We start from the raw sequence: 25,266 nt of genomic DNA, 5'->3' as shown, positions 1-25,266 counted from the left end.
TTTCAGGATTAAATAGATATGTGGTTTACCCGAATTAGTGTCAAATACCCCGTCTTTACCATCATGATGATGATTTGTCTGATGGTTTTGGGTTTGGCATCATGGCAACGTATGGGGGTAGAAGAATTTCCTGATGTCGATTTTCCTTTTGTTGTGGTGTACACCAATTATCCTGGCGCGTCGCCTGAAGCAGTCGAATCTGAAATTACAAAAAAACTCGAAGATCAGATCAATACGATATCTGGACTAAAACAAATTACTTCGCAATCCAGTGAAGGATTGTCGATGATTATTGCTGAATTTAATTTGGATGTTCCCTCTAGCGTAGCAGCACAGGATGTTCGCGATAAAATTGCAGTAGTCAAGTCAGATTTTCGTGATGAAATAGAAGATCCCGTTGTGGAACGCTATGACCCTGCCAGTAATGCGATTATGTCAGTGGTATTTGAATCAGGTTCTATGTCATTGCGTGATTTTAGCTCTTATCTGGATCAACGGATTTTACCTCAACTCAGAACGGTGCCGGGCGTTGGAACCGTTAATTTACTGGGTGATGCCAAACGTCAAATTCGTATTGAAATTAATCCGCAACAATTACAAAGCTATGGTATTGGTATTGATCAGGTGATTAATACCTTAAAAAATGAAAATGTGGAAATTCCCGGCGGATCACTTAAACAACCTGACTCTGAACTGGTTATCGAAATTCAATCCAAAGTGATTTATCCACACGGATTTGGTGATTTAGTGGTGGCCAATAAAAATGGATCGCCGATTTATCTTAAACAGATTGCAAAAGTAGAAGACAGTCAGGCCGAGTTAGAAACAGGTGCTTATCTGAATGGAAAGCCAGCCGTGGCTGTTGATATTTTGCGAAGCTCTGATGCTAACGTCATTCAGGTGGTAGATAACACATATAAAGTGTTAGATAAAATTAAGTCCCAGCTCCCTCAGGGCGCAAGTTTAAATGTGGTGGTCGATAGTTCAAAAGGGATTCGCGCTTCGATTAAAGATGTAGCGCGTACCATTATTGAAGGCGCGTTACTGGCTGTTTTAATTGTTTTACTATTTTTAGGCTCTTTCCGTTCAACTGTCATTACAGGGTTGACCTTACCTATTGCTTTACTCGGAACCCTTACTTTTATCTGGGCTTTTGGTTTTAGCATCAACATGATGACACTGTTGGCATTATCGCTTTGTATTGGTTTACTCATTGATGATGCGATTGTAGTACGGGAGAATATTGTTCGTCATAGTGAAATGGGCAAAGACCATGTAACCGCTGCTTTAGACGGAACCAAAGAAATTGGATTGGCGGTTTTGGCAACCACACTAACTATTGTTGCCGTGTTTTTACCTGTCGCCTTTATGGGTGGAATTATTGGCCGCTTTTTCTATCAGTTTGGGGTAACGGTAAGTACCGCAGTGCTCATTTCCATGTTTGTCAGTTTTACTCTAGATCCAATGCTATCAGCGCATTGGCAGGAGAAAAAAACCAACAAACCACCGAGTCGGATCAAACGCTTTTTTAATTGGATTTCTCAAAAGTTAGACAACTTAAGTCATGTCTATGAACACTTGCTCAAACTTGCTTTAAGATTTCGTTTTCTTACGCTTTTAATTGCGATTGCCTCTTTAATCGGAGCCCTAGGATTATCAAAGCTAATCGGTACTGAATTTGTGCCTACACCAGATAAAGGTGAAATCCGCATTAAGTTTGAAACAGCTGTTGATGCTTCCTTACCCTATACTCAAGCTAAACTGGATCAGGTTAATCATATTATTCGTCAGCACCCGCAGGTTAAATCTACCTATGGTGTCGTCAATGGCATTACTGACCGCGGTAAAAATCATGCCAGTTTAAGGGTAACCGTTACGCCTAGAAATGAACGTACTCAAAGTCTAACCGAATTAAATAATGAATTTCGTGAACGCTTAAAACGAGTGGCTGGTATCAGTGTTACTTCTGTTTCCTCAGCTGATGAAACAGTATCTGGGGGACAAAAGCCGATTATGATTTCCATAAAAGGCCCAGATTTGGATGAACTCCAACATATTTCTGATCGTTTTATGGCAGAAATGGAAAAAATCAAAGGCGTGGTTGATCTTGAAAGCTCATTGAAAGAACCTAAACCGACCTTGTCGATTCAAATTAATCGTGTTTTAGCAAGTGACCTCGGCCTTTCTGTCAATCAAATCGCCAATATTATTCGTCCGTTGATCGCGGGTGATGATGTAACGACATGGCAAGATGAACGCGGTGAAACTTATGATGTCAATTTACGACTGGCCGAACATAATCGTGCCTTACCCAGCGATCTGGAAAATCTCTATCTGACGTCCTCAAAAACGGATGCGAATGGACAACCAATTTTAGTGCCTTTTGCCAGCGTCGCGAAATTTGAGCAAACTTTGGGTGCATCACAAATCAATCGACGAGATCTTGCACGTGAAGTGCTGGTTCAAGCCAATACTTCTGGTCGTCCAGCAGGTGATATTGGTAAAGACATTGATCAGTTACAAAAAAACTTTAAGCTTCCAGCTGGATATAGTTTTGATACCCAAGGAGCCAATGCAGACATGGCTGAATCAGCCGGTTATGCATTGACCGCGATTACACTATCAATTGTGTTCATCTATATTGTTCTAGGTTCACAATTTAACAGCTTTATCCACCCTGCCGCGATTATGGCATCTTTGCCTTTATCGTTGATTGGGGTATTTCTGGCATTGTTTTTATTTCAAAGCACTATGAATCTGTTTTCCATTATTGGAATAATCATGTTAATGGGACTGGTCACTAAAAATGCCATTCTCTTGATTGACTTTATTAAAAAAGCAATGGAGCGCGGTGAAAGCCGTTATGATGCCATTATCCAGGCAGGTAAAACCCGTTTGCGCCCTATCTTAATGACGACCAGCGCCATGGTCATGGGGATGATTCCTCTGGCGTTGGGACTGGGTGAAGGCGGAGAGCAAAGTGCCCCAATGGCACATGCGGTAATTGGTGGAGTGATTACCTCTACGCTACTTACTCTTGTAGTCGTGCCTGTAATTTTTACTTATTTAGATGATTTGAAAAATTTCTTGTTGCGCCAAACCCGCAAATTAATGTCATAATCTGATCTTTGTTCAATGAGGTGAAATATTCATCTCATTTTTTATCGTATAATCTTGTATTTTTATCGTGCTCTGTTAAAGAGCCCATTTTTAGGACAGTTTCCATGCGCGCAAGCCGCTTTTTATTTGCAACGTTAAGAGAAACCCCAAATGATGCAGAAGTAATCTCGCATCAGCTCATGCTTCGAGCCGGGATGATTCGTAAATTGGCTTCAGGTTTATACACTTGGCTGCCGATGGGTGTACGTGTGTTAAATAAAGTTGAAGCGATTGTACGTGAAGAAATGAACCGTTCAGGCGCACTTGAAGTGTTTATGCCCGTGACTCAACCTGCGAGTCTATGGGAAGAATCAGGTCGTTATGTCCAATATGGTCCCGAACTTTTACGCTTTAAAGATCGTCATGACAATCCTTTTGTGCTTGGCCCAACACATGAAGAAGTAATTACTGATCTCGCGCGTAATGAACTTAAAAGTTATAAGCAGTTACCTGTTAATTTCTATCAGATCCAAACCAAGTTCCGTGATGAAATTCGTCCACGTTTCGGCGTGATGCGTTCGCGTGAATTCATCATGAAAGATGCTTATTCGTTTCATGTTGATCAGACTTCTTTGCAAGAAACCTATGACAATATGTATGACACTTATTGCCGTATTTTCACACGATTAGGGCTAAATTTCCGTCCTGTACAAGCCGATACAGGTTCAATTGGTGGCTCAGGTTCGCATGAGTTTCATGTACTGGCCGATAGTGGCGAAGATGATATCGTATTTTCAACTGAATCGGATTACGCAGCAAATGTAGAAAAAGCCGAAGCTGTGCTCGTTGGAGAACGTGCTGCTCCAACACAAGCATTGACAATTGTGTACACACCGAATCAAAAAACTATTGCAGATGTTTGTGGGTTTTTAAAAGCAGATCCTAAGCATTCGGTAAAAGCCTTGTTAGTACAAGGCAATACCGATGAAAATGGCAAAGTGCCTGTGATTGCGCTATTTTTGCGTGGCGATCATGAGTTAAATGAAATTAAAGCGGAACATCATCCACGCATTGCAGCACCTTTAACTTTTGCCACTGAAGTTCAATTGCAAGAACTCAGTTTAACTGCTGGCTATGTGGGCCCACAAGGCTTAGTTGAAAAAGGTGTAACTGTTATTGTTGATCGTGCTGCTTCAGTGTTATCTGATTTTATTGCGGGTGCAAATGAAGCTGACAAACATGCTACAGGTGTAAACTGGCAACGTGATGCACAATTTAGCGAAGTCTATGACTTACGGAATGTGGTTGATGGCGATCCATCTCCAGATGGAAAAGGTGTGCTCCAAATCAAACGAGGCATCGAAGTTGGTCATATTTTCCAGTTAGGTCAAAAATATTCTGAAGCACTTAACTGTACCGTTTTGGGTGATGACGGTAAGCCACTCACTGTGACGATGGGGTGTTATGGAATTGGCGTAACACGTGTTGTAGCCTCGGCAATAGAACAAAACTACGATGATAAAGGCATTATCTGGCCTTCTGCTATCGCACCGTTTGAAATCGCAATCGTACCAATGAATGCGCATAAATCACCAAAAACGCTCGAAGCAGCAGAAGCACTTTATACGGAGTTACAAGCTCAAGGCTATGATGTACTGCTTGATGATCGCAATGAACGTCCTGGAGTTAAATTTTCGGATCTTGAATTGACAGGTATTCCACATCGTATTGTTATCGGTGAAAAAGGGCTGGATGCAGGTACTTTTGAATATAAAGGTCGTACTGATGCTGAATCCGTTAACTTAACTAAAGAAGAATTACTAGCAAAATTAAAAGCTTAATCTTCATTAAAAAAATAAACCGTATTCTTTTAAGAATACGGTTTTTAATTTTCTAAAATGAGAATAAAAAAGCCAAACCTAAGTTCAGCTTTTACCATATCATTAAAAATCTAATTACGATCCTGTCTGATATTCCGCTTGTACCACCGCAGTTGAAGCCTGATACGGATGTTTAAAATCATTTAAACCTGCCGCAGCCTCATGAATATCCTTGCCTTCTTTTACCACAAAACTATCAAAACCAGAGCGTTTTAAATAGTTCAGGACATCTTTAAAAATATCTCCAACCGCACGTAACTCGCCCTGATAACCTTGACGGCGTAAAAGTGCAGCAAATGAATAACCACGACCATCATTGAATCCTGCAAATTCAATAAAAATTGCATCTAAATCATGAAGTGGAAATTCATGGGTTTCAGGAGAATCATCAACGGTGATATAAAGCGCTTTTTTACCCTGAATATTCGCTAATTGATCAAGTTGTGCAGTGTTCAAAACAACATCACCCTGAGGAAACACTTCATCCTCAGCGATCAATTGGTAAGTATTATCTGCGATCGTGCCATCTTTAAACAGCACCTGTAAGGCTGGATTAAGCATATGCACGCTCCTTAAATGGTTGAATACCAACACGACGATACGTATCAATAAAGCGTTCGTTATCCGTACGTAAATCAAGATAGGTATTTAGAATTTCTTCAATCACATCAGGTACTGCTTCAGCAGCAAATGATGGCCCTAAAATATCTCCAATCGAGGCATCATGATCTGAGTTACCACCGAGTGTGATTTGATAAAACTCAGCACCTTTTTTATCGACGCCCAAGATCCCGATATTACCCACATGGTGATGACCACAGGCATTCATACAACCAGAGATATTTAAATCTAGTTGTCCCAAATTATAAATAGTATCCAAATCTTCAAAACGGCGAGTAATCGCTTCTGAAATCGGAATCGATTTCGCATTGGCCAATGAACAGAAATCCCCGCCTGGACAACAGATAATATCGGTTAGAAAGCCAATATGTGCACGTGACATATTGTGCTGTTCAAGCGTTTGCCACAATTCAAACAAATCTTTTTGTGGTACATCTGCCAAAGAAATATTTTGTTCATGCGTGGTACGCAGTTCACCAAATGTATATTTGTCTGCCAAATCAGCAATCAAATTCATCTCTTCAGTCGTCATATCGCCTGGTGCAACACCAGCACGTTTCAAGCTAATGGTAACAATACGATAGCCTTTCACCTTATGTGCATATGTATTAACGTTGAACCATTGCTTAAATTTCGGATGTTCAGCAAATAATGTACTTAAATCCTGATCCTCTAGGGTTTGATAATCAAAAGGCGTGAATACGTGATCCAGTTTTTCCAGAATTTCAGGCTGGATTTTTAAGGTTTCACGCGTATGAGCAAATTCTGCTTCTACTTTTTCAGCAAATACTTGAGGTGTTAAGGCTTTCACCAAAATTTTGATTCGCGCTTTATATTTGTTATCACGACGACCATGCAAATTATATACACGTAATACCGCTTCCAAATATGCAATTAAATCTTCACGTGGCAAGAACTCACGAATAAAGCTACCGATAACTGGAGTACGACCTAAACCACCACCGACTTTGATTTTATAGCCGATTTCACCCACATCATTTTTGACGATATATACGCCAATATCATGAAAAGAGGTCGCAGCACGATCCTTTTCCTCAAGAGCTGACACTGCAATCTTGAATTTACGTGGTAAAAATGCAAACTCAGGATGGAAGGTACTCCATTGACGAATCAATTCGCAAGTCGGACGCGGATCTGCAATTTCACCCGCCACTACACCTGCATATTGGTCAGTGGTGGTATTACGGATACAGTTACCACTAGTTTGAATGGCATGCATTTGTACCGTTGCCAATTCAGCGAGAATATCGGGTACATCTTCCAATGCAGGCCAGTTCAACTGAATATTCTGACGTGTAGATACGTGTGCATAGCCACGGTCATATTCTGTAGAAATTTCTGCAATTTTACGCAGTTGCGTAGAGTTCATTAAGCCATACGGCACGGCAATACGAAGCATTGGTGCGTAACGTTGTACATAAAGACCGTTTTGCAGACGCAATGGACGATATTCATCTTCGGTAAGCTTTCCAGCAAGATAGCGTTCTGTTTGATCGCGGAACTGAGCAACACGTTCATTGACCAGTTGTTGATCGAAATCAGTATATAAATACATGGCGTATGGCTAGTAGATTCATTGTAAAGGCGGATAGCATAACGAGCTTTGATTCATCAACAAAATGCTTTTTTTGGATATTTAATAACGATTTTATTGATAAGACATTTTATAAGTCGATTTTTAGAAAAAAGCCCAGAATTAATCTGAGCTTTTCCATTTATTTAACTGTCTTGATGTTTATTTGGAATCGGGTAATGCATAAGCCACCAGATAGTCCCCCATCTTAGTGCCAAATGAACCATGACCACCTGCCATAATCACCACATATTGCTTGCCATTGATCTCATAAGTCATTGGGGTCGCCTGTCCACCTGCTGGCAAACGTGCTTCCCAAAGTTGTTTACCATTACTCACATTAAATGCGCGTAAATAGTTATCCTGAGTTGCACCTACGAACATGACATTTCCTGCTGTGGAAATAGAGCCACCTAGACCCGGCACACCGATTTTCACGGGTGGCAACTGGAATAGATTTGGTAGGCTATCACGAATCGTTCCGATACGTTTTTTCCATACCACTTGATGAGTGTTTAAATCCACACCCGCCACATAGCCCCATGCAGGTTGTTTACATGGCAAACCAATTGGAGAAAGGAATGCACTGATTTCAACGCCATATGGAACTCCATACATCGGCTGAACACCTTGCTCAGTTCCCGCTCCTTTTGCTGTTTCCGCACGGTTTGGGTTTTCTGGAATCAAACGACTTACAAAAGGCAAGCCAATTGGATTCATTACGGCGACCTGACGATCAGGATTTACTGAAATACCGCCCCATTCAAACACACCTAGGTTACCCGGAAATACTAACGTACCATTCTCAGATGGTGGCGTATAAATACCATCATAATTCAAACGTTTAAATTGAATACGGCACACCAGTTGATCAAACATCGTACCACCCCACATATCTTTATCTGTGAGTTTGTTTTGTGGTGCCAGATCCAGATCAGAGAACGGCTGGGTAGCTGAATAATGTTCACCTTTGGTTTGAGGACCACGTTTCACCGTTTGTGGTACAGGACGTTCAGTGATTGGTACAATTGCTTTACCATCACGTCTATCCAGTACAAAAACATTACCCGTTTTCGTAGTCACATATACAGCAGGTACCATTTGTCCCGATTTGTCTTTCACATCTGCCAATGTCGGTTGTGATGGTACATCCATATCCCACAAATCGTGATGGGTCGTTTGGAAATGCCAGATTAATTTCCCTGTCGAAGCGTTAATCGCCAGTACAGAATTGGCATAACGCTCTTTCAGCGGAGTACGGTCACCGCCCCAGATATCTGGAGTACCGACACCAGTAGGTACAAATACCACATCCGCTTTGGCATCATAAGCAAGCGGAGCCCATGCATTCGGTGAGTTATGTACAAAAGTTTGACCCGGTGCTGGAATGGCATTTGGATCTTCTGCACCTGTGTCAAATACCCAAAGCAATTTGCCTGTATTAACGTCATAACCGCGAATAACACCCGACGGCTCTTTGGATGAATAGTTATCAGTCACAGAACCGGCAATGACAATCGTCGTTCCAGTAACCACTGGTGGTGAAGTTGGGTTATAACCACCTGGATAGGCATAAGGCATATCTTTTTGTAGATCGACCTGACCATTATGACCAAAGTCAGAGCAAGCTTTACCTGTGTCTGCATTGACCGCAACTAAACGTCCGTCATTGACGGGTAAAATGATCTTGCGTGGACATTCCGTTGAACTCGAAGTTTTATTTTGCAAACTGGTCGCAAAACCGTCTGTATTCGCCGCATCAAAATAAGAAACGCCACGGCAAGTTAAATGCTGATAGGTTTTATCCGCTTTAAGTTTCGGATCAAATCGCCATTTTTCTTTACCTGTCGCAGGATCCAACGCAATCAACCATTGATGCGTAGTACACATATACATGTCGTTGCCGATTTTGATTGGAGTAACCTGATTGGTAGTTTCACCAGAGTCATTTCCACTTTTCAAATCACCTGTACGGAATGTCCAAGCAACTTTTAGGTCTTTGACATTTTGCTCATTAATTTGAGTGAGTGGTGAATAACGTACACCTGCTTGAGTGCGTCCATAAGCTGGCCAGTCTTGTTCAGCCACACCATCAACTTTTTGCGCGGTTGCAGGTTGTTGATTTTGAATGACACCATTAATTTCCTGAGGATCATTAAAAATCGAATACACCATCACGGCAATAGCAATCACCAATGTTGAGGACAATACAATTTTGCTAGGCGCAACATTTACCATACCGCGAGTAATGGCAGGAATAAGCAACCATAGACCAAATAGCCCTAAAATATCCAGACGTGGTGCGAGTGCCCAGAAATCTGTTCCGGCCTCCCAAACACCCCAGATGGTTGTACCCAGCATGAGCGCTGCATATAACCAGATTGCCGAGACAGAACGTTTGCCAAGCAAAATCGCAAAGGCAATGAACAATAGTCCTGTCACCACATAATAGAAAGACCCACCTAAAAAGGTAAGCCATAAACCTCCAGCGAGCAGGACAAGCCCAAATACCATTGCAATAATAACGGTAAATGTTCTTAGCCCTGAGTGTGAAGATGGTTGAGTCATAGTACCACCTCTATTCATTTGTGTTTTTATATAGAAATTAGAAAGCTGTTTGCAATTTAATGCCACCCACCCATGTGTTATCGCCATTTTTATAGGCGCCCACATGGCGTACGTACTGAATATTTGGACGAATCGTTAACCAATTATTGGCATGAATACCGTAGTACAGCTCAGTATTGTATTCTTCATCCTGATTGGTCTCTAAATCACCATTTACTTCAATACGTGCAAAACCAATAGCCACATCGTCTTGGGGACGCTGGTCAAATGGCCCTTTATAAACGAGGCCGATATTTTGCATATTTTTAACTGTATTGGTATCCGAATCATGCAGCGTTAGGTTAATAAAGCCGCTAAGGCCGCGATCTGATTGATCATTCACTCGAGTAAGCTGCTGTTTAACCACCAGCCAGCCACCTTGCTTGTGCGAAGTTTGTTGAGGATTTTTAATTTCTGCGGCATCTGCGGTGCTGTAATAATAACCTAGACGGTATTCTCCATTGAGTGCTTGTCCGCCTAATTTAGGAGACCAAACGACTTCTGCAGGAATTATCGCACCTTTTGAACCATCGGTACTCAGGTTAAAACCTTTACCACGTTCCAGATTTTCAGGATTATATTCATATACCCCGATCTGGGTATATAAATCGGGCTGCCAGTTATATTTAACACGTAATGCCCACTGACTTACGGGCCAGTTATACCATTGATCGCCAACCCAGTTACCCACTTGCGAACCACATAAAGCCAAGTTTTGAAAATCACAATCAAAGCTATTAAAGTCTTCACCTTCGCCAAAACGGCCCACTTTAATATCAAGCGCTTGATCTAAAAATTTTTTCTTAATCCATAGATCAGTGAGACGCCAAGTTTGTCCACGCCCCCAAACCTCTTGTGCAGAACTCAGATGACCATCTAAAGCAGGTGAGGTTTGAGAAAGTGAATGTCCATTACGTTGAGTAATTGTGATTTGTGCTTCGGTATCATCCCAACCTGCAATTTTACTCAGATCCAGATGTGCACCCAGTGCAAATTGATCGGCATATTCTGTACCATGATTCGAGGTTTTCTTTGAATCTAATACATTTGCAAGTTCGCCCGTATAACCAAAACTAAAGTCATATCCTTGTTGCTGTAACTCAGTACGTTTTCCATTCCAATCACCAAACATCCACGGACTTGAAGAATCAAATGCGGAAGCGGCATGAGAGGTTTGGAAAAGACTCAATGTTAAGACAGATAAACAAGAAACAACTAAAGATGAATTAATTGTCATGTTTACGTAACCTTTTTATATATTTGTACTTGAAAGGTTACGCTAAATTAAATCAGAAGAATTTATTCAAAATGTTAATTTATTGATTAAAATCACATTTATAAAGAATATTGCTGGTTATTTCCTCACCATATTCCTTGGCCGAGACCCTGTCCGATAAAATCATAACGAAGTTTTGATCTTGAAAATTTAATTGGACAGCCCAGTTGAGGTTCAGTTTGTTCAGCCCGCTCGGACAATGGTACATCGACGACCCACCCACGCTCACCAGCAAGTGGGGTATGTAATGCCTCCTCCAAACTTAAGACAGGTTCGACGCATACGTCTAGCGCCGCAAATACATGATGCCAGTATGTATAATCTTGAGTCTTAAATTGATCGGTCAATGCCTGCTTTACAAGCTGTCGATCCTCTGGGTGAAAAGAAGCCCCTTTTTCTAATAAAATTGGTAACTCCAGCGCGGTGGCTAAGCCTGTCATAAATTGTGGTTCAAGACTGCCTACCGAAATATAGCGGCCATCTTTGGTTTGATAATAGTCATAAAAACTGCCGCCATTTAATGTGCTCTGTTCAGGATATTGTGCAACATCTGCTGCCAGACTTGCCGAAGCGGCCATACTATTGAGTCCCACCACACAATCGGTCATGGAGATATCAATATACTGCCCTTCGCCACTTTGATTTCGCTCCACCACGGCAGCCAAAATACCAATTACAGCATGTAATGAGCCACCTGCAACATCTGCAATCTGAATGCCTAACGGCGGTGGTCCACTCTGCTCACGCCCACTATGTCCCATAATGCCTGACAAGGCTAAATAGTTAATGTCATGGCCAGCCCGATCTTTATAACTGCCCGTTTGTCCATAACCTGTAATGGAGCAATAGATTAGGCGGGGATTAATTGCAGACAGAGTGGCATAATCCAGACCAAGACGTTGCATCACACCAGGACGAAACTGTTCAACCACAATATCAAACTCTGAAATGCGCGATTTAATCAGCTCAATATTGGCAGGATCTTTTAAATCCAATGCAATAGACTGTTTATTACGATTAAGATAGCTATGCGATGTAGCTTGGCCATTGGCATAAGGGGGCATAATCCGAACCAGATCAGGACGGGTTGGTGATTCAATATGAACGACTTCTGCGCCCATATCTGCCAGATACATCGTAGCAAATGGCCCAGGTAATAATGTTGAAAAATCCAGTATTTTCAGTCCGTTTAATGCCGTTGTCATACTTATTTTCATCCTAAAACTATTGTATTTTTAGCAATCTTAGGGATATAAAAGAATCAAAACAATGTCATGTTCAGCCATTTACCTTGATCATTTCGGCAATTTAACATGTAAAAAGTGATTTATGATTGTTGTAAATCGCCAATTGAACGTTTTTTAAGGTCATTTAGGTCAATCAAAAGTGAACATAAAAGAGACTGAAGGATTTAACATGAGTCGCGATACCATTAGTATCCATTTCGTGAATGCGGCTTTGACTGGTGTTAAACGCCTAGGCATGGATGTCGAAACCCTGCTTTCGCACGTTGGGATTGAAGCAGAATTGTTACGTCAACCCAAGGCGCGAATTTCACCAGAACAATATACACGTTTCATTAAAATGCTCTGGATGGTTACTCAGGATGAACATGTAGGATTTGATGTTCAACCGCGCCGTTTAGGCACTTTTGCCATTATGTGTCAGTTGATTATTCATGCAAAGACACTGGGCGAAGCTCTAGATTTATCTTCTCAATTTTATAAGCTTTTTGGTGATGAGTGGTCAGTGACTTTAGAGCGTGATAAACATGAAGCGCGTTTGGTTCCCATGATTCCTAAAAGTCTGGATCCCGATCATTTTATTACCGAAAGTATGCTCATGATTTGGCATGGTTTGGCTTCATGGTTAATCGAACGTCGTCTGCCGCTTGAACGTGTTCATTTTGGTTATCCTCGACCTGCACATGCTGACGAATACGATGCTTTATTTTTTGCACCTGTCATGCAATTTGATATGCCACGGACTGAAATCACTTTTGCTGCGGATTATCTCGATTTACCTATTCGTCAAAACGAAAACACTCTGGAGGAGTTCTTAAAAGCAGCACCAGCGCAGCTTTTAGTGAAATTTAAAAATACCAATTCACTGACTTCACGTATTCGTGATGTGCTCAAAAGTCAAATTGGTGAAGAAATGCCAACCCTGAATGATGTTGCCTCTATGCTTTATCTTTCACCGCAAACCCTGCGTCGTCGTCTTGCAGCAGAAGGTAAAAGTTATCAAGGTGTGAAAGATGCATTACGTCGCGATGCTGCAATTCACTTGCTACTTAATCCTGATTTGACACTTGAAGACGTCGCGCAACAAGTCGGCTTTAGTGAAACCAGTACGTTCCACCGCGCATTTAAAAAATGGACTGGCGTCACACCAGGGTTATATCGTCAGTTACATGGATATCATTAAAGTTTAATTTTCGAATAAATAGACAGTCTAAAAAGCAGGCTGTCTATCAGCTGCAAGCCAATGCTCTATCCCCTTTGGATAAACAGGGTATCCTGAAGCAAGCTGCTCTAAAGTTATCCATTGAGCAATATAAGTTGACCCATCCGTTTCATGACCCTTTATTTCGCCCTGATTGTATATTTTTTGATCCAAAAAATCGGCTTCATACAAAAATACAATTTCATGTCCTTGCTGACGGTTAAAACTAAATAAATTTTCCAGTACACCTAGAAATTTTGTATGAATAATTTGTTGATTAATTTCCTCAAACACTTCTCTTTCTATTGCTTGTAAGGAGGTTTCTCCAAATTCAATACTCCCTCTAATCGGTCTTAGATAATGCTCATTTTTGCTCGAATCATATCCATGAGATAACAAAAATTTATTCTCAGATCGAAAAATACAAAAGGCTTTTGCTTTAATAGAATTCATTACATACCCCCTACCTTCTTTAAAAAATCTACTGTCTGCTTAGGCGAAGTCAGTCGAATAAATTGAATATGTTGATACGCAGGGTTTTGCATCATATTTAAATATTTTTTCCTATTTTTAGAATGATGCTTGATCATCCATAAAATAATAGATTCTTGGGATAAGAAACTTCTACGAAAACTTTCTCGATTATTTGAGCTTTTCCATAATGCTTCTTGGCTGATCGCTCGACTTATTGCCCGCTTAACAGATCGATAAAAATTCAGGCTAAATGAATAATCTAGCCAAATCATCGTATCTAATTTGGCTAACTTCAGATCTAATGTCCTCGAATAATTTCCATCTAATACCCAACCTTCTTTGGCGGTATCCATCTTATGCTGTAGTTTCAGGACAAATTCATCATCTGGTGTTTCCTGCCAATTATCCAGCCAAAATAAATCATCCATTTCAATACGTGTTAATTTTAATGTTTGTGCGAGTTGACGAGAAAATGTCGTTTTACCAGAAGCCATGTTTCCAACAATATTGATGAATTTCATAGAAATAGATTATTTTTTATGGCCGAATATTCTACTAATGAAGCAAATATTGATCAAGTTTCTATTGGGGACACTGCATTGGCAAAAATTATCATTTACCAGATGACCTTATCGTCATTGTGTTGGGTCTAAAATCCATTACACTCAATCCATAAAAATATTTTAAGGTCATAAAAGGAATAATGATGAGCGAGGCTTATATCATCGATGCCATCCGTACTCCACGCGGGAAAGGGAAAAAGGATGGTTCACTTTATGAAGTCAAACCAATTACATTAGTCACCACATTACTCAATGAGCTACAACAACGTCACCAATTCGACACCTCGAAAGTCGATGATATTGTTCTAGGCTGTGTCACACCTATTGGCGATCAAGGCGGTGATATTGCTAAAACTGCTGCCATTGCGGCGGGTTGGAATGATGATGTTGCTGGGGTTCAGATTAATCGTTTCTGTGCATCTGGGCTAGAAGCTGTAAACTTGGCAGCTCAAAAAGTGCGTTCAGGTTGGGAGGATTTAGTCGTTGCTGGTGGCGTTGAATCCATGTCACGTATCCCAATGGGATCTGACGGAGGTCCTTGGGCACTTGATCCTGAAACCAATTTAAAATCCTCTTTTGTCCCACAAGGCGTGGGGGCTGATCTGATTGCGACTCTAGATGGCTATACGCGTGCAGATGTCGATACCTTTGCTGTTGGCTCACAACAAAAAGCGGCAGCAGCTCAGGCAAATGGCTATTTTGACAAATCAGTCGTTCCTGTAAAAGATCATTCAGGTGTGATGATTTTAGAAAAAGATGAATTCATTAGAGGTTCAACCACAGTTGAAGGCTTGGCAAAACTCAACGCAAGCTTTGAAATGATGGGACAAATGGGTTTCGATGCGGTGGCTTTACAAAAATATCCCGAAGCCCAAAAAATTAACCATGTACATCATGCAGGAAACTCATCAGGCATCGTTGATGGCGCTGCTGTAGTGTTATTGGCTTCTGAAAAAGCAGTTAAAGAACAAGGTTTAAAACCTCGTGCCAAAGTATTGGCAACGGCATTGGTCGGAACAGATCCCACCATCATGCTGACAGGCCCTGCTCCTGCTGCACGTAAAGCATTGGAAAAAGCGGGGTTAACCATTGATGACATCGACTTGTTTGAAGTCAATGAAGCATTTGCTGCCGTAGTGATGCGTTTTATCAATGAACTTAAAGTCCCAAGCGATAAAGTCAATGTTAATGGTGGCGCGATTGCAATGGGACATCCATTGGGTGCAACAGGCGCCATGATTTTAAGTACGTTACTTGATGAGTTAGAGCGTCAGGGCAAAAAACGTGGTTTAGCAACACTATGTGTCGGTGGTGGTATGGGCATCGCGACGATTATCGAGTTGGTGTAAAACACACGACACTTCCCTGAAATATGAGATTCGGAAATGTCATTTGTAACTTGAGCAAGCCAAAGCATAGGAACAACACAAGACAAATAAAGTGCTTGGTTCATGCCCAGACATAGCTTTCGCCTTGCAGTAAGGCAAAGCGTATTAATCTTTGCGGGTACCTCAGTTTTGCGAATGGCAATAATTTTACCTACTTTTGTGAAATCAGAAATACTATTTTGCAAGGTAGGTCGAACCGAAGGTTTATCCTAAAATTAGATGAGAGCTTAACAAGACTGTGCAATGCTTATTTTTACTTATGCAGATCACTGATGATTAAGCTCATAAAATATTGGACGATGATGTATGAGCGCTATTAACTACGAAAAAAACGCTGACAATATTGTAATTCTTACCCTTGATTCATCGGGTCAATCTGCCAATACCATGAATGCAGAATTCCGTGATTCTCTGGATGAAGTTAGCCAAAAGTTGAAAACTGAAACTGATCTTAAAGGGGTTATTTTCCGTTCAGCCAAGAAAACCTTTTTTGCAGGCGGTGACTTGGATGAACTCATTCAAGTTCAGCCTGAAAATGCCACAGAATTTTTCAAAATGATTGAAAAGCTCAAAGGTGATTTACGCACTATCGAAACATTAGGTGTCCCTGTTGTGGCAGCTTTGAATGGTACGGCATTAGGCGGTGGCTGGGAAATTGCTTTAGGTTGTCATTACCGTATTGCAATCAATGATCCAAAAACCAAGTTTGGTCTGCCAGAAGTCACGTTAGGCCTACTCCCTGGTGGTGGCGGTATCGTGCGCATGGTTCGTCTGCTGGGCTTACAAAATGCATTTCCATTTCTGATGGAAGGCAAACAGTTTGGTGTCGATAAAGCAAGATCGCTAGGTTTAGTACATGATACCGCCGAAAATGAGCAAGAACTTTTAGACAAAGCCATTACATGGGTGAAAGCTAATCCAAAAAGCCAGCAACCTTTTGATGTTAAAGGCTACAAAATTCCGGGAGGCGATCCCAAAACTCCTGCAGTGGCTCAAGTGTTAGCAATAGCCCCTGCAATGCTGCGTGACAAGACTAAAGGTTGCTACCCTGCTCCTGAGGCAATCATGGCTGCGGCTGTTGAAGGCGCACAAGTAGATGTAGATACTGCTTTGCGTATCGAATCACGCTATTTCGCTCAACTGACAGTTGGTCAGATTTCCAAAAATATGATCGGCACATTTTGGCATGGTCTGAATGCAATTAAATCAGGTGCAAGCCGTCCTGCAAATATTGCAAAATGGCAAGCGAGCAAAGTAGGAGTTCTAGGTGCAGGGATGATGGGCGCTGGTATTGCCTATTCAACCGCAATCAAAGGCATCCCCGTTGTGCTTAAGGACGTGTCTGCTGAAAATGCTGAAAAAGGTAAAGCCTATTCGCAAAAGTTACTCGATAAACGTGTTTCACAAGGTCGTATGACCGCAGAGAAGCGGAATCAGGTTTTAGCGCTGATTACGGCAACAGCAGATGCTGCAGATTTAAAAGGTTGTGACCTAATTATTGAAGCTGTATTTGAAAATCAGGAACTCAAAGCCAAAGTCACACAAGAAGCTGAACAGTATTTGGCTGAAGGTGGAATCTTTGCATCAAATACTTCGACCTTACCCATCACTGGCTTAGCAACGGCAAGTAAAGATGCTAAAAACTTCATTGGCCTGCACTTCTTTAGCCCAGTAGATAAAATGCAATTGGTCGAAATCATCAAAGGCAAACAAACCTCTGCTGAAACATTGGCAAAAGCTTACGATTTTGTTCAGCAAATTGCGAAAACCCCTATTGTGGTCAATGACAGTCGTGGCTTTTTTACAAGCCGTGTGTTTGGCACATTCATTCAAGAAGGTATGAGTTTGCTGGCTGAAGGAGTACATCCAGCCAAAATTGAAATGGCAGCACTGAAAGCAGGCATGCCCGTTGGCCCATTAGCGATTCAGGATGAAGTGTCTCTAAGCTTAACTGAACACGTCGCAAGTGAAACTCGTAAAGCACTACAAGCCGAAGGTAAAGACCTTGCCAAAACCCCAGTGGATGAAGTGGTACACACCATGATTCACGAGCTTCATCGTAAAGGTAAAGCTGCGGGCGCAGGTTTTTATGAATATCCCGAAAACGGTAAAAAACATTTATGGGATGGTCTCAGCCGTTGGGCAAAAGACAATGATATTTCTGAACAAGACATGATTGATCGCTTCCTATTCGTTCAAGCATTAGATACTTTACGCTGCTATGAAGAAGGTGTTTTAGAGTCCGTGATTGATGCCAATGTGGGTTCAATTTTTGGAATCGGTTTTGCCCCGTGGACAGGGGGTGCAATTCAATTCCTCAATCAAAACGGCATTGAGAAATCGCTACAACGTGCTGAACAATTAGCTGCAAAATATGGTGAACGTTTTAATCCGCCGCAGTTACTGAAAGACAAAGCGCAAAAGCGTGAAAGCATTCACTAAGCAGTCGCTGCATTTCTCTGGCACATCCTATACTTAGAAATAGGGTGTGCTTTTATCCAATTGTATTTATTGAATTTTAAACTAAAAACCTCTTTCTTTTTCAATTTTATGCTATAACAAGCGCTTATTTTTTTTATTTTATTTTGACGGTTGGACTCATTTATGAGTAAATCATCTTCTGGCAATGATTCTGAATCAACAGCCTTGGGCTGGAAATTTATTATCATTGTGGCTGGCATCACTACGATTTTTTTTACTTTTTTATATTTAGCCATGTCCAGTGAACCTGACTATATGCCTAATCAGGACGCTAAAAAAGGTCACTACCAGCTCAAAGCGACACCAAAACAAGCTCCTGAAACTCAGCAAGATCATGAAGCAATGCTTCAGCACTCAGAACATGCGGATCAAGATTCGCAACATCAAGCTAAACCATAATTCTGGAAAATATCATGTCAGCAATGCAACGTCAGGCGCTTATCGTTGAAGGCGGTGGTATGCGTGGTGCTTTTACTGCCGGTGTACTCGATGCTTTTTTGGATCAGCAATTTAACCCTTTTGATTTATATGTTGGAGTATCTTCTGGCTCAACCAATCTTGCTAATTATCTAGCAGCTCAAAAGGGTCGTACTCTAAATTTTTATATCGATCATTCCTTACGCCCAGAATTTATTAGCTATAAACGCTTTTTTAAGGGTGGTGATTTACTTGATTTAGAGTGGATGTGGCAAGTGGGCGAAACAGAACATCCACTCGATCAAGGAAAATTATTCTCAGAAAATCCTGATTTTTATATGGTGCTGACCCATGCACAAAGCGGGCGGGCTGAGTATTTACGAGCAGGTCCTGATAATCTGCTGGATGCTCTACGCGCATCCAGCACTATTCCTGTATTGACTCGTCACCCTGTTCAGATTATGGGTGAACCATATTTTGACGGCGGTGTTGCAGATGCATTGCCTGTACAATGGGCAGCTCAACAAGCAGATGTGACCAAACTTATGGTCATTCGCACGCGCCCTCAACACTACTTTAAAGCCAGCAGTAAAGGTGATCAATTTTTGGCGAAATATATCGTGAGCAATAATCGAGGCTTCGCGTTGAGTCTAAAAGAACGCTGTAATCGTTATAATGATTCAGTCAGTTTTTTACGCCAACCTAATCACCAGCACATTCTGGAAGTTTGTGTACCAGATAAAAAAGGACTTGCAAACCGTTTGTGTAAAGACCGCAATAAATTGCAATACACCTATCAAGTCGGCTTGGAAACAGGATTTGCTGCTATTGAACAATGGAAAACCTTGCCCTAAGCAGGTAAACGATCAGGTAATGTGTACCTGATCTTTCCAAAACACCAAACGATTAGAAAATGGATCGCTTATTGACAGTTCGAGATTTCCCCACGGCACTGTTTCAATCTGAGGCTTGGCAAATCGGGCATTCTTATCCGCAAGGTGTTGAGCAAATTGTTCTAAATCTGCCAAATGCAAACGCACTAATGCACCAGGACTACAATCACCATGATGTTCAGTTAAGTGCAAGCAATACTGATCTTTTGAAACCTGCAGATATAACGGAAAGTTTTCTTCAAATTGATGCGTCCAATCCAACTGAAAACCCAAAAAATCTAGATAAAAAGCTTTGGCTTTTTCCACATCAAAAATACGCAAGACTGGAATAATATTTTGGTTTTGATTCATGGTATTTGCTTCCATATCTTTTTTTAGTAGAGCTTAAATTAGTCGAAGTTTAAAAACATTTCTATATGCGGAATTCCACAATCATCATAAATTTCACCGTGTTGACGGAAGCCTAAACGCTCATAAAAACCCGTTGCATACACCTGAGCAGACAGTTTTAAATCGGGTAGATTTTGTTGTTTGGCATAATCAACAATGGCTTGCATGAGTTTATTTCCAATGTTTAATCCCCGATAAGGCTTTAAAACCGCAACTCGACCCACACTACGATTTTCTAATAATCGTGCCGTGGCAATCGGTTGAGTATCATGATACATAACAAAATGAATAGAGCGCTCATCCTGAGCATCCCACTCTTCTGCTTCTGGAATTTGTTGTTCCTCAATAAACACACGTTTACGGACAAACATGGCATCTTGTTGCAGAGTCTTCCATGCCCCTTTTTGAATATCAATGATCGGATTCTTCATCATTTAACATTTACATCCAACATTATCGATCATCAATTGATCGCTTAATAGTAACTCAAGTGTTTGTTTTTCAATCCCATACATCTGTTTTAATGCTTGAATCTGTTGCAAAATTTGGGCATCTGGCTGTTGCATATTTTTACGTTTAGTGGCCAGAATCATTTTATTTTTACTGGTGTGTTCGAGTGATACAAATTCAAATACTTTGACTTCATAACCATACGCTTTAAGAAATAAAGCGCGTAACGAATCCGTGAGCATTTCAGCTTGTTGCCCCGCATGAACGCCAAATTGCAACATCGGTTTTAGTACCGCTGGACTTTGTAACTGTGGTCGTAATTCTTTATGACAACATGGTGCGCACATAATCATTGAGGCATTTAGGCGAATTCCTGTATGAATTGCAAAGTCCGTAGCAATATCACAGGCATGTAAAGCGATCATCACATCTAGCTGATCCGTATGATAAGTTCTGACATCTCCTTCAAAAAAATTGAGATGATCAAAACCAGACCGTTTAGCGACATCCTCACAAAACTCAACCAGATTGGAACGCAGCTCAACCCCTGTGATGACAGGTTGAGTCATGGTTTGCTGCTGCAAATAATCGTAAAGTGCAAAAGTGAGATAACCTTTACCTGAACCAAAATCAACGATATTGATCTGATCTTTTTTTATCTCAATTTGTTCATAGGCATGTGAAAAAATTTCAATAAATTTATTGATTTGTTTCCATTTTCTCGCCATAGCAGGAATAATATTACCACCGCTTTCGGTAATACCTAGATAGTGTAAAAATGGACTTCCCTGATCAATATAACGCTCTTTTTCGCGATCATGTTGCTGATGGGCAGGCTTTAAATGATTCGATTCCAGTTTATTTAATGGTTGAATATTCAACACAGCTTTTTTCTTATTCTTTTTGAGCTGAGCTTCAACATTTAACGCAAATAGATTGGCTTGTTTGCATAAAAGTACAAATTCTTCAATAATTTCAAATGATTCATTTAAATCATAATTTTTAGTCACATCTTTGGTTTTATAATGGTACAAAACACTTAATTTTGTTTGCTGCTGTAACTCAACCAATCGAAACGTGATTTTTTCAAGTTCCGCTTCAGTACCTTTATATTGGCTCAGGATCAGCCGTTCAAACTGCTGAGTTTGAATGGTTTGTTGAATCAATTCAATAAATTGATGTTCCTGAGAAGAATCGATTGCCAAAGCGGACATAGTAAAAACCTTATTTATTTGCAGCTATAGTTTAAAACGTCTTACTTTAAAAATAAAATTGAATTACTATACACTTGTACTTTTAATAAAATGACCTAATAATGTCACATCTACCTGTCCTTGATTATGATCCTGTTGAAGAACAACTGAATGCTTGGAGTCATGCAGCTGGTGCGGTTCTTGCGGTCATTGCTGCTATTTTTTTATTGATAAAAGGCCATGATTTATCAGGTGGTCAATGGATTGGTTTATGGGCTTATTGCTTAAGTCTGATTTTAGTATTTAGTAGCTCCGCGCTCTACCATTTTGCAAAAACCAAAGAAAAACGCCACTGGTATAAAAAACTGGATCATACGGCGATTTATTATCTTATTGCAGGAACATACACGCCTTTTTTAAGTATCGCCATTCCGACAACCAAAGCCCATTATTTATTGATTGCACTTTGGGTGATTGCTTTTATTGGTACACTTTTCAAATTAATTTTCATTCATCGATTTCAAAAAATCTCACTCATTGCCTATTTGCTGATGGGGTGGACTGCTGTGTTGCTTATTGATGATATGCAAAGGTATTTGAGCAAAGATGCTCTCATTTTTTTAGTGGGTGGCGGATTAGCTTATACGATTGGAGCATTGTTTTATGCGCTAAAAAAGGTAAGATATACCCATGCAATCTGGCATGTTTTTGTATTGATGGGCGCAGGATTACAATTCCTCGCGATCTATTGGTACGTGATCTAGTCTATTTTTAATACTATTGTCAGCGACCCTGATCAGTATTGAATATCAGGACTACTCTCGTTATTTTTTTAAGAAATTACGCCTTTTTTAAAAAGATTACGCTTTTAAAAACAAATTTTTTTATTTTTACGAAGTGTAAGGTTCCTTTATGGCGTCATCCTCTACCTCTGCAACCACAGCACCTGCTGTTGCCAGTAACTCAAAATTCCGTGTCTTAACTGCGAGTCTCGTTGGAACAACGATCGAGTTTTTTGATTTTTATATTTATGCCACCGCTGCAGTACTTATTTTTCCACATCTATTTTTCCCAGCAAGCAGTGGCAGTGCTGCCATGCTACAGTCCCTTGCAACTTTCGCGATTGCCTTTATCGCGCGCCCGATTGGTGCTGCATTATTTGGGCATTTAGGGGATCGTATTGGACGTAAAGCAACCTTAGTCGCAGCCTTGCTCACTATGGGAATTTCTACAGTTTGTATCGGCCTATTGCCTACTTATGCTCAAATTGGAATTGTCGCGCCATTATTGTTAGCGCTATGTCGTTTAGGCCAAGGCTTGGGATTAGGTGGTGAATGGAGTGGCGCTGTACTGCTCGCAACTGAAAATGCACCAGAAGGTAAACGTGCATGGTATGGCATGTTTCCCCAACTTGGCGCACCGATTGGATTTATTTTAGCCGCAGGTTCATTTTTAACGCTTGGCGCATTTATGTCAGATGAGGCATTTATGCAATGGGGATGGCGTATTCCATTTATTGCGAGTGCAATTTTGGTACTGGTGGGTTTATATATCCGCTTAAAACTCCACGAAACACCAGCTTTCCAGAAAGTACTGGATAAGCAAAAAGAAGTTAACATTCCATTTACCGAAGTGGTGACAAAACACACTAAACAATTGGTACTTGGAACGATTGGCGCTGTATGTACCTTTGTCGTGTTTTATTTGACGACTGTTTTTGCCTTAAATTGGGGGACCACTCATTTGGGCTATGCTCGTGGACAGTTCCTTGAGATGCAATTATTTGCAACTTTATGTTTTGCTGCTTTTATTCCCCTTTCAGCTATTTTTGCTGAAAAATTTGGCCGTAAAGCGACCTCTATTGGGGTTTGTATTGCTGCTGCAATTTTTGGTTTGTTTTTCTCTGATCTTCTGGCATCTGGCAATACGTTGGTAGTGTTCCTGTTCCTGTGTATTGGTTTGTCTATTATGGGACTTACTTATGGCCCAATTGGAACCGTACTTTCAGAACTATTTCCAACATCCGTCCGCTACACCGGTTCAGCTTTAACATTCAACCTTGCGGGTATTTTAGGGGCCTCTTTTGCGCCGCTGATCGCCACTAAGTTAGCTGAAACTTACGGCTTACAAGCTGTAGGATATTATTTAACAGCAGCTTCAATTTTATCATTGATTGCATTCCTACTGATCCGTGAAACTAAAAATGAAGATGTAAATAATCAAATTTAAAGCTAAGAAAATAAAAAACCAGCATAGGCTGGTTTTTTATTGGCTCATTTAATTTAAACACCCTAAAAGTTTAAATCAGTTCAATAATATCAATCGTAGGTGGCACTCGAAAACGAAATGGAATTCCCACCATTCCCGTTCCAACAGTTACAAATACATCCGCATGCTCATGTTCATAAAAGCCTTTTTTATGACCCAAAATTGAAACTTTTTTCATAATGTAATTAGTAATCCATGGCAATTCAACTTGCCCACCATGTGTATGTCCAGAAAGCATTAAAGGACGTAAAGGAAGCTTAGGCACCATATCTACAGTATCAGGATTGTGCGATAAAATTAGCCAAGGCTTATCCTGAGGTAACTCAGGCATAAAACGCATATCCGTCTTGCCTGCCCATAAATCCCCAATTCCAATGAGACGAAATTCATCAAACTCAACGATTTTTCCTTCTATATCGATCACATCATTTACATTTAATGCATGTTTCAGCAATTCCTGAATTGGCGGGCCAGGATATTGTTCATCATGATTCCCTGGCACAGAGTAGACAGGCGCCTCTATCTGACGCAAAACGTCTAGTTCTTCAGCCAATTTATTTTCAGGTTCATAGGTCCAGTCGCCTGCGACAACTACAATATCGGGCTGGGCCTGATTAAGCTTTTCGACAATAATACGTAATTGACGCTCATGTCCTGAAAACAAACCAATATGTAAATCGGCAATCAAAGCCACTTTAATGGGTTTAACAAACGGCTGATCGGGATTTAAACGATATTGATGCTGACGTACATGAACTAGATGCGGTTCGATAAATCGAGCATAAATTAAGAATACGCTCAATAGAAAAACAAAAATCGATTGATGCAAAGAAAAATAACCAGACCATCCCGCATAAAGACTAAAAATAATTAAAGGAAAAAGTAAATAAGATAAATAAAAGGCCAAGAGATGTACGAAAGCCTTAAAAGGATGAATCGTTTCCGTACGTGACTGACTACGCCAAGCTTGAGAAATGGCCCAGATTGCAAGAACAACAAAAATCAGATAGAAATAAAAAATAATCGAATTAAAATCCCACATAGCTATTCTCAAATGATCCTAAATAGCATCTTAAACACTGAAAGAATCATCAGGATGGTGATTTTGTTTCAGTTATTTATCTTTGGCTAGTCAAGAATTATACTCTAGGCCACATTATTGTATGCATGCATTATGGCAAAAACATTCCGCTTATCTACACAATACCCTAATTTTACTGCAAAAAA

The 25,266-nt window shown here is 40.6% G+C and carries 20 protein-coding genes; 9 read left to right on the top strand and 11 right to left on the bottom strand.

What is annotated here, in order from left to right:
- Positions 1 to 18 precede the first annotated feature (18 nt).
- Positions 19 to 3,120, top strand: coding sequence for an efflux RND transporter permease subunit (locus IAE20_RS12960; RefSeq protein WP_200461309.1), 3,102 nt, complete (start codon positions 19 to 21; stop codon positions 3,118 to 3,120).
- A gap of 104 nt (positions 3,121 to 3,224) precedes the next feature.
- Positions 3,225 to 4,940 (top strand): proline--tRNA ligase, encoded by a 1,716-nt coding sequence (locus IAE20_RS12955; RefSeq protein WP_200482482.1) that lies wholly within the window; start codon positions 3,225 to 3,227, stop codon positions 4,938 to 4,940.
- Between the two features lie 114 nt (positions 4,941 to 5,054).
- On the opposite strand, the gene IAE20_RS12950 is transcribed toward IAE20_RS12955, so the two are convergent.
- The 5 genes from IAE20_RS12950 to IAE20_RS12930 form a co-directional block, all read right to left on the bottom strand.
- Positions 5,055 to 5,540: a DUF934 domain-containing protein gene (locus tag IAE20_RS12950; RefSeq protein ID WP_200482483.1), complete on the bottom strand. Its 486-nt coding sequence runs from the start codon at positions 5,538 to 5,540 to the stop codon at positions 5,055 to 5,057.
- Complete coding sequence (locus IAE20_RS12945) at positions 5,533 to 7,176, bottom strand: nitrite/sulfite reductase (RefSeq protein ID WP_200461312.1); 1,644 nt, start codon at positions 7,174 to 7,176, stop codon at positions 5,533 to 5,535. The genes IAE20_RS12950 and IAE20_RS12945 overlap by 8 nt, the downstream gene beginning before the upstream one ends.
- A 180-nt stretch (positions 7,177 to 7,356) precedes the next feature.
- Positions 7,357 to 9,762: a glucose/quinate/shikimate family membrane-bound PQQ-dependent dehydrogenase gene (locus IAE20_RS12940; protein WP_200461313.1), complete on the bottom strand. Its 2,406-nt coding sequence runs from the start codon at positions 9,760 to 9,762 to the stop codon at positions 7,357 to 7,359.
- Positions 9,763 to 9,799: 37 nt separating this feature from the next.
- Positions 9,800 to 11,038 carry a carbohydrate porin gene (locus tag IAE20_RS12935; protein ID WP_200482484.1) on the bottom strand — a complete coding sequence of 413 codons (1,239 nt, stop codon included), beginning with the start codon at positions 11,036 to 11,038 and terminating at the stop codon, positions 9,800 to 9,802.
- Positions 11,039 to 11,163: 125 nt separating this feature from the next.
- Positions 11,164 to 12,282, bottom strand: coding sequence for a CaiB/BaiF CoA transferase family protein (locus IAE20_RS12930; RefSeq protein ID WP_200482485.1), 1,119 nt, complete (start codon positions 12,280 to 12,282; stop codon positions 11,164 to 11,166).
- 211 nt (positions 12,283 to 12,493) lie between these two features.
- On the opposite strand from IAE20_RS12930, the gene IAE20_RS12925 reads away from it, so the two are divergent.
- Positions 12,494 to 13,504, top strand: coding sequence for an AraC family transcriptional regulator (locus IAE20_RS12925; RefSeq protein WP_120370915.1), 1,011 nt, complete (start codon positions 12,494 to 12,496; stop codon positions 13,502 to 13,504).
- A 27-nt stretch (positions 13,505 to 13,531) separates the two neighbouring features.
- Here the strand turns inward: IAE20_RS12925 and IAE20_RS12920 are convergent, their stop codons facing one another.
- Complete coding sequence (locus IAE20_RS12920; protein WP_200482486.1) at positions 13,532 to 13,975, bottom strand: NUDIX hydrolase; 444 nt, start codon at positions 13,973 to 13,975, stop codon at positions 13,532 to 13,534.
- Positions 13,975 to 14,517 carry an adenylate kinase gene (locus IAE20_RS12915; RefSeq protein WP_200482487.1) on the bottom strand — a complete coding sequence of 181 codons (543 nt, stop codon included), beginning with the start codon at positions 14,515 to 14,517 and terminating at the stop codon, positions 13,975 to 13,977. The genes IAE20_RS12920 and IAE20_RS12915 overlap by 1 nt, the downstream gene beginning before the upstream one ends.
- A 185-nt stretch (positions 14,518 to 14,702) precedes the next feature.
- Between IAE20_RS12915 and IAE20_RS12910 the strand changes: the two genes are divergently transcribed.
- The 4 genes from IAE20_RS12910 to IAE20_RS12895 all read left to right on the top strand — a co-directional run bounded on the left by IAE20_RS12910 (position 14,703) and on the right by IAE20_RS12895 (position 19,699).
- On the top strand, positions 14,703 to 15,908 hold the full coding sequence (locus IAE20_RS12910) for an acetyl-CoA C-acetyltransferase (protein ID WP_200461318.1): 1,206 nt from the start codon (positions 14,703 to 14,705) through the stop codon (positions 15,906 to 15,908).
- Positions 15,909 to 16,253: 345 nt separating this feature from the next.
- Positions 16,254 to 18,389: a 3-hydroxyacyl-CoA dehydrogenase NAD-binding domain-containing protein gene (locus tag IAE20_RS12905; RefSeq protein ID WP_200482488.1), complete on the top strand. Its 2,136-nt coding sequence runs from the start codon at positions 16,254 to 16,256 to the stop codon at positions 18,387 to 18,389.
- A gap of 162 nt (positions 18,390 to 18,551) precedes the next feature.
- On the top strand, positions 18,552 to 18,827 hold the full coding sequence (locus tag IAE20_RS12900; protein WP_200482489.1) for a hypothetical protein: 276 nt from the start codon (positions 18,552 to 18,554) through the stop codon (positions 18,825 to 18,827).
- A 14-nt stretch (positions 18,828 to 18,841) separates the two neighbouring features.
- The gene (locus tag IAE20_RS12895) at positions 18,842 to 19,699 is read left to right on the top strand and encodes a patatin family protein (RefSeq protein ID WP_200482490.1); all 858 of its coding nucleotides are present in this window, start codon (positions 18,842 to 18,844) and stop codon (positions 19,697 to 19,699) included.
- A gap of 12 nt (positions 19,700 to 19,711) precedes the next feature.
- On the opposite strand, the gene IAE20_RS12890 is transcribed toward IAE20_RS12895, so the two are convergent.
- The 3 genes from IAE20_RS12890 to IAE20_RS12880 are packed head-to-tail and all read right to left on the bottom strand — an operon-like array spanning position 19,712 to position 21,792.
- Positions 19,712 to 20,089, bottom strand: coding sequence for a glyoxalase superfamily protein (locus IAE20_RS12890; RefSeq protein WP_200461322.1), 378 nt, complete (start codon positions 20,087 to 20,089; stop codon positions 19,712 to 19,714).
- 38 nt (positions 20,090 to 20,127) lie between these two features.
- Positions 20,128 to 20,562, bottom strand: coding sequence for a GNAT family N-acetyltransferase (locus tag IAE20_RS12885; protein WP_200482491.1), 435 nt, complete (start codon positions 20,560 to 20,562; stop codon positions 20,128 to 20,130).
- Positions 20,563 to 21,792, bottom strand: a complete 1,230-nt coding sequence (locus IAE20_RS12880) for a class I SAM-dependent methyltransferase (protein ID WP_200482492.1) — start codon at positions 21,790 to 21,792, stop codon at positions 20,563 to 20,565. It abuts the gene before it with no gap.
- A gap of 101 nt (positions 21,793 to 21,893) precedes the next feature.
- On the opposite strand from IAE20_RS12880, the gene trhA reads away from it, so the two are divergent.
- Positions 21,894 to 22,535 carry a PAQR family membrane homeostasis protein TrhA gene (gene trhA, locus IAE20_RS12875; protein ID WP_200482493.1) on the top strand — a complete coding sequence of 214 codons (642 nt, stop codon included), beginning with the start codon at positions 21,894 to 21,896 and terminating at the stop codon, positions 22,533 to 22,535.
- 148 nt (positions 22,536 to 22,683) lie between these two features.
- The gene (locus IAE20_RS12870) at positions 22,684 to 24,000 is read left to right on the top strand and encodes an MFS transporter (RefSeq protein ID WP_200482494.1); all 1,317 of its coding nucleotides are present in this window, start codon (positions 22,684 to 22,686) and stop codon (positions 23,998 to 24,000) included.
- A gap of 70 nt (positions 24,001 to 24,070) precedes the next feature.
- Here the strand turns inward: IAE20_RS12870 and IAE20_RS12865 are convergent, their stop codons facing one another.
- Positions 24,071 to 25,081 (bottom strand): metallophosphoesterase, encoded by a 1,011-nt coding sequence (locus IAE20_RS12865; RefSeq protein ID WP_200482495.1) that lies wholly within the window; start codon positions 25,079 to 25,081, stop codon positions 24,071 to 24,073.
- Positions 25,082 to 25,266: the final 185 nt, after the last annotated feature.

Source organism: Acinetobacter sp. S54 (assembly GCF_016624945.1).
Lineage (GTDB): Bacteria > Pseudomonadota > Gammaproteobacteria > Pseudomonadales > Moraxellaceae > Acinetobacter.
Note: the sequence above shows the minus strand (reverse complement) of the source record. Positions and strands in the feature narration are given on the sequence as shown.